At 44.2% G+C, this 5,390-nt stretch carries 5 protein-coding genes and 2 pseudogenes; all 7 read right to left on the bottom strand.

Annotated elements, in window-relative coordinates; all coding sequences use genetic code 11:
- Nucleotides 1-233, bottom strand: a pseudogene (locus tag A9239_RS13300) ([dimethylamine--corrinoid protein] Co-methyltransferase); the annotation flags it as partial.
- 56 nt (nt 234-289) lie between these two features.
- Entirely contained in the window at nt 290-439 is a 150-nt protein-coding gene (locus A9239_RS19650) for a hypothetical protein (protein WP_176722154.1), read from the bottom strand.
- Between the two features lie 19 nt (nt 440-458).
- Nucleotides 459-755, bottom strand: coding sequence for a hypothetical protein (locus A9239_RS13295; protein ID WP_048120107.1), 297 nt, complete (start codon nt 753-755; stop codon nt 459-461).
- Between the two features lies 1 nt (nt 756).
- Complete coding sequence (locus tag A9239_RS13290; protein ID WP_176722153.1) at nt 757-1,818, bottom strand: DMT family transporter; 1,062 nt, start codon at nt 1,816-1,818, stop codon at nt 757-759.
- 311 nt (nt 1,819-2,129) lie between these two features.
- Nucleotides 2,130-2,783, bottom strand: coding sequence for a methyltransferase cognate corrinoid protein (locus A9239_RS13285; protein ID WP_048120103.1), 654 nt, complete (start codon nt 2,781-2,783; stop codon nt 2,130-2,132).
- Nucleotides 2,784-2,813: 30 nt separating this feature from the next.
- Nucleotides 2,814-4,301, bottom strand: a pseudogene (mttB, locus tag A9239_RS13275) ([trimethylamine--corrinoid protein] Co-methyltransferase).
- Between the two features lie 26 nt (nt 4,302-4,327).
- On the bottom strand, nt 4,328-4,969 hold the full coding sequence (gene mtbC, locus A9239_RS13270) for a dimethylamine corrinoid protein MtbC (protein ID WP_048120097.1): 642 nt from the start codon (nt 4,967-4,969) through the stop codon (nt 4,328-4,330).
- Between the last annotated feature and the right edge of the window lie 421 nt (nt 4,970-5,390).

Here is a 5,390-nt window from a genome sequence, read left to right as displayed (position 1 = left end):
ATGGTACCGATGTCGTGTGTTACAGGAATTTCCATACCCTGTTCGACACTAACAGTCTTGCCGGGCATCATGAGGATCTCTGCAAGCTTGTCCATTTCATTGGCGCTCAGGGCCGGAATTTCACCGAGATCGGCAGCATCTGCAGTCCCGGCTTCAATTTCAGACACAATTTTTTCTTTGGTAAGGTAGACACGTTTACCGTCTCCCATACGCAAAGCGTATTCAGTTGCCATTTTTAGTCTCCTTTCTTTTTATTTTAATTCAGATTTAGAAAACTGTATTCTGGGGTTCAGAATTGGGATACAAAGGTTCTGGCTTGCCAGAGAGCTATTATCGCCAGAATAAGGATCAAAACCATCCACAGAATCTTTGCTTCCGGTATGAAGGAATTTGCCCAATATGCATTGTAAGCTGCTAAAGCCGCTGCTGTTTGCGTCATATTTTTATCCTCCATTGAATCAAACATATCTGAAGCAGGCATCAGAGCCTCGAACTCTGCCGAAATCTGTTATCATATACTTGTGCAGTAGAAAGCCTTTTTTGTAGATTCCGTTTTCGTCAACTTTCTGCTCCACATCCTTCAGCATTCCTCCAGACGCCAGTTCAATGATGTCAAAGTTAATGCTGTCTCTCTGGAAATTGCTCCTCATGTCGTACTCTTCCTGGATCTTCGAAACGATTTCATAGTTCCAGTGTTCGTTTCCGTCCAGGAAAAGTTCCAGGATTCTGAACTTGATAGGACGATTTTTGCTCACTTTACTCACCTCTCAGAGTTTCAAGTTCACTTGCGTCTTCAGTAAACATAATGAAACTTCCAGCGATACAGAGAGCACCGCCTATAATAATAGTCCAATCCGGAACATCTCCAAAGAAGAGGAATAAGAAGATGATAGCACAGAGTCCATAGAGGTTTCCAATTCCCTGGCCTCTCCCAACTCCTATAAGTGGAAAAGATTTGTACCATGTAACGTAGCAGAAACCAAAGGTGATACCTGCAAAGACCAAGATCAGTATGGTCAAAGGATCAAATGCCTGCAGTGCAAACGAGTACATCGGAAAGCCCACAAGTGCAAGAACTGGCACAATGATGATCCACCAAATTATGTTCTCACCAAGGAAGCGAAGAGTCAACCCGGCATCCGGTTCTGCAATATCAAGACCTTTGCCTGCAATTGCACCTTCAATGCCCCAGCCGGCAGCCGCCATCAAACCTCCGAGATATCCTATCCAGGGGACGTTACCTGAAGAAAGTTCAGTAAAAAGTCCACCACCGTAAATAGAAATACCTCCCAGAACGATGACTGCAATACCGATTGCCGCCCTCTTGGAAATCTTTTCTCCATACCAGTAGTAAGCAAGAATTGAACCCACTACAGGGTAAAGAAGGCCTGCAACAGCTGCAAATGATCCCCCGATAAAGCCCATAGCAATGAAAGAACCTAGAATTGCCATAGGACCACCGAAGATAGAAGCAAGGAAGAACCACTTGGAGCAGGGATGGAATTCCTTAAGAGTCCTTACGAGTTCTCCGTATTTTCCAAGTACTCCGTTCCAGACCATAAGTGCCAGCATGACAGCCAATGCATTAAAGGCAGTAATCAGTACGGCAGTCACAACAAGAGATATGCCGTCTCCACTTGTTTTAGCGATAGCACTACTCATTTCATCAAAAGGGTTAAGAACCCAAACAACGGTTCCTGGCAAATACCAGATTCCCCAGAATATAGCACAGAAAAAGGCCCACATGTACCCTTTACTGATTTTTCTTTTACTTTCCTGTTTTTTTAAAGCTTTCAAATCCACGAAAACTCCCTCCATTTTTCAGAACGCTGTGGAGTTCCCTCAGGACATAATCTCCAGTCCATCTCCACAACCTGAAAGTGCAGCCCAAAAGCTCCTTTTGCGGGTCTCATATCTCAGGAATATTTTTCAACTTAGGTTCAAACTTCTATTCAACTGTTGTTTTTTAGCAGTTTTTGTAATATTCCCTTGGGCAATACGATTTGCAAGAACTGTTCTATCTATATACTGAGCTACAGTCTCACAAAAATGCACAGAATAGAGTGTTGCAGAAAATGTATGCTTGAATACATTTTCTGCAGTTAAAACCGTTTTTTAAGGCTGCTTTATCAGACATTCAGGGCTGCTTTTACCTTGGCGACTGCGTCATTAGCGCTTTCACCATAGATATCTGCGCCGATCTTGTCTGCCCAGTCCTGGGTAACAGGAGCGCCACCGACCATGGTCTTTACCTGGTCGCGAACACCTGCTTCTTTCAGCTGTTCCTCAATCTGGATCTGGTTGACCATCGTGGTTGTCATAAGTGCGGAGGATGCAACAACCTGGGGTTTGAGTTCTTTTACTTTTTCTACAAAAGTGTTAATTGGGACATCTCTTCCGAGGTCCACTACTTTGAAACCTGCAATGTTAAGCATGGAAGCTACAATATCCTTTCCGATGGAGTGGATGTCGCCTTCGATGGTTCCGATAGCAACGGTTCCGAGGCTTTTGGTTTGAGACTTGCGCTTTTCCATTTCAGGGGTGATAACTTTTATACCGGAATTCATTGCCTCAGCAGCTGCAAGTACATGTGGCAGGAAAAGTTCGCCCTGGCCGAATTTTTCTCCTACTTCTTCCATGCCTGCGGTAAAGCCTTTCTCAATAAGCTCTACGGGGTCAATTCCTGCAGCAAGGGCTTCATTTGCTACTTCTTCTGCAAGTTCATCGTCAAAATCGGTGATTGCTTCTTTTGCTTTTGCAATGATTTCTTCTTTGTTTGCCATTTTTAGATCTCCTGAATATCTGAATATTAATTACATGCCTCTGAAGGCTTTGTCAGCCTTGTCCACAATTGCTTGCATGTCCTTGAAAATGTCTGCATCGATTGGGGTTACCTGGTGGTTTTTAAGAACGTCCTCTACTTTTTCGTGTGCAACTGTTGCAAGGTCTTTTGAGCCTGCTGCAGCCCAGTCTCCAAACATGTGTCTGTCAAGGAGCATTGGGTTGGACGGGTAATCCACAAGCTGCCTGGTCTGTTTAAGGGCCAGGAAATTGTTTCCGATGCCTACTTTCTGGATAGATTCGACTGCAAGAGTTTCTTCCGAGACAGGAATTCCCTGCATGGCTTTCTTAACCATACTGAAGATATCATTGTCAATAACAAGCTGTTCCATTGAGAATGTCATTCCGAGCTCAAGCATTCCAGCTCCGTAGATGGTGTTGGCACCGGCAAGAGCAGGCAGAAGAGTGGTCATAGTTTTTTCGTGGCCTGCCTGGTCGTCCGGAACCTTGGCATCAGACTAGGAACCTGCCACATAGGAGGGAAGGCCGTAGAACTGGGCAAGCTTTGCAACTGCAGCACTGATAAGACCGAGTTCAGGAGATCCAACAGGTGCTGTACCTTTCTTGAGGTCGAAGGTAGTTGTGGAACTTCCATACCAGACTTTAGCTCCAGGTACTGTCAGCTGGGCAAGTACTATTCCTGAAAGAACTTCGGCATTGTGGGTTACAAGAGTGCCTGCAAGATATACAGGAGAAGAACCACCTGACATTGCCATACTCAGGACATTTACAGGAATTCCAAAGCGGGCACCCTTGATGATGACCTGACAGGCATTTACACTGAGCTCAAGTGGGCTGGTAGGGCAGAGCAGCATGGAGAAAATAGGTTTCTTTCTTGCTTCTTCCTCGTCCCCACCGTAATAGGCCTTTACAATGTCCCGATAGTACTCAACGTTTTCGCCAACAGGGTCAATGTGGTGGAAGTGTTTTGCGGTGTTTGCAAGAGGGGTAAGTGTTTCGTGGACATCCTGTGCACCCTGACCTGCAATGTCCCTTGCAGAGACTGGCAGTGAGAAATAGTCAATGTTTTCTGCCCAGTCACAGAGTTTTGCGATGTCTGCAATATCTTTTTCGACGGAGTCGACTGTCACATACTTGCCATCCTGGTATTTGCAGACCTTAACACCGGTACCGAAACAGGTCCAGTGTACTTTACCACCACATTCCTGTACAGTGTTGAATTTTTTATCACGGCCCCAGAGTACAAATCTGGAGGGAGCGAGCTGAAGAGCTTTTCTTACAAGATATTCAGGGATCTTTACAACGTTTGTCTTTTCATTAACTTCGCAGCCATTTTCCTTGAAGATCTGCCTTGCCTCTGGGTCAGAAACCTGAATTCCTGGGTCCATCAGAACTTCCATGGTTGCATAGTGAATTGCCTTAAGTTCGTCAGTGGTAAAAAGGTTTAATTCTACGCCATTAAGTGCATTAAATCCAGCAACTGCATTATTTTTTGCCATTTTTATAACCTCCGAATAAGAATGATTTAAGCCAGCAGCTCTTTTGCTTTTGCAACAGCTTCGGTTGCATTCTCAGCATAGCAGTCTGCACCGATTTTGTCAGCCCAGGCCTGGGTTGCAGGTGCACCGCCTACCATGACTTTTACTTTATCTCTGAGTCCTTCTTCTTTGAGGAGCTCAATTACACTTTTCTGTCCCTGGAGAGTTGTGGTCATAAGAGCGGAAATTCCAATCATATCAGCATTGACTTCCTTTGCCTTCTCAATAAAATTCCTGATTGGAACATCACGGCCAATGTCATGTACTTCAAAGCCGGCAGATTGAAGCATTGTGGATACGATTGCCTTTCCAATATCATGAACATCACCTTCTACGGTACCGTTCACAATAACACCGAGCTTTGAGCCGGAAGCCCCTTCAGGCATAAGATCCTTAAGAGCTGCAACTCCTGCAGTCATCGCATCGGCAGCCATCATCACATGTGGCAGAAACAATTTTCCTCTCTCGAAACGGACACCAACCTCATTCATGCCTGCTGCAAGTCCTTTTTCTATTATTTCGGAAGGTTCCAGTTCTCCTTTAGCTTTTTCAACTACAGCGAGTACTGTATCCTTCTTGCAGGAAATTATAGCATCTGCAAGTTCCTGAAGCAATTCTTCTTTGCTAATGTTGCATCCTCCGTTTTAGTTTTTGAACTATAGAGACTTCTCTCCTGTAATTATCACGATTATTCTGTCACGATTATTCGTGAACATTCAGGCTGTAAGCTCATGCTTCTGGGTGAAGCGATGAATATACAGGAAGAAACTCACGATCACCATGGGTGGGAAGCCATGATCACCTCAAGCGAGACAATAAAATCATGAGGAATTCATGATTACGCTGATTGGGGTTCATGAGTGTTTTAGCAGAGGGAGTGTTTTTCGTGCCATTTTAATCCCGTCTGATAACTCATTTCTCAGATGTCTCTAATACTTTGTTGGTCATTCGAATATATATATTTTTCTAAAAATTCTGTAATGAATTTGGGGGTAATATTTATAGTTTTTGGTTTTTCCGGTTTTATTTGTATATAGGACTTACGCAGTT

The sequence above is a fragment of the Methanosarcina sp. A14 genome, from assembly GCF_001729375.1.
Taxonomy (GTDB): Archaea; Halobacteriota; Methanosarcinia; order Methanosarcinales; family Methanosarcinaceae; genus Methanosarcina; species Methanosarcina barkeri.
Note: the sequence above shows the minus strand (reverse complement) of the source record. Positions and strands in the feature narration are given on the sequence as shown.

Coding starts and splice junctions, on each gene's coding strand:
- A9239_RS13285 (WP_048120103.1), bottom strand. CDS start 2,783: ATGGCAAACAAAGAAGAAATCATTGCAAAAGCAAAAGAAGCAATCACC.
- A9239_RS13290 (WP_176722153.1), bottom strand. CDS start 1,818: ATGGAGGGAGTTTTCGTGGATTTGAAAGCTTTAAAAAAACAGGAAAGT.
- A9239_RS19650 (WP_176722154.1), bottom strand. CDS start 439: ATGACGCAAACAGCAGCGGCTTTAGCAGCTTACAATGCATATTGGGCA.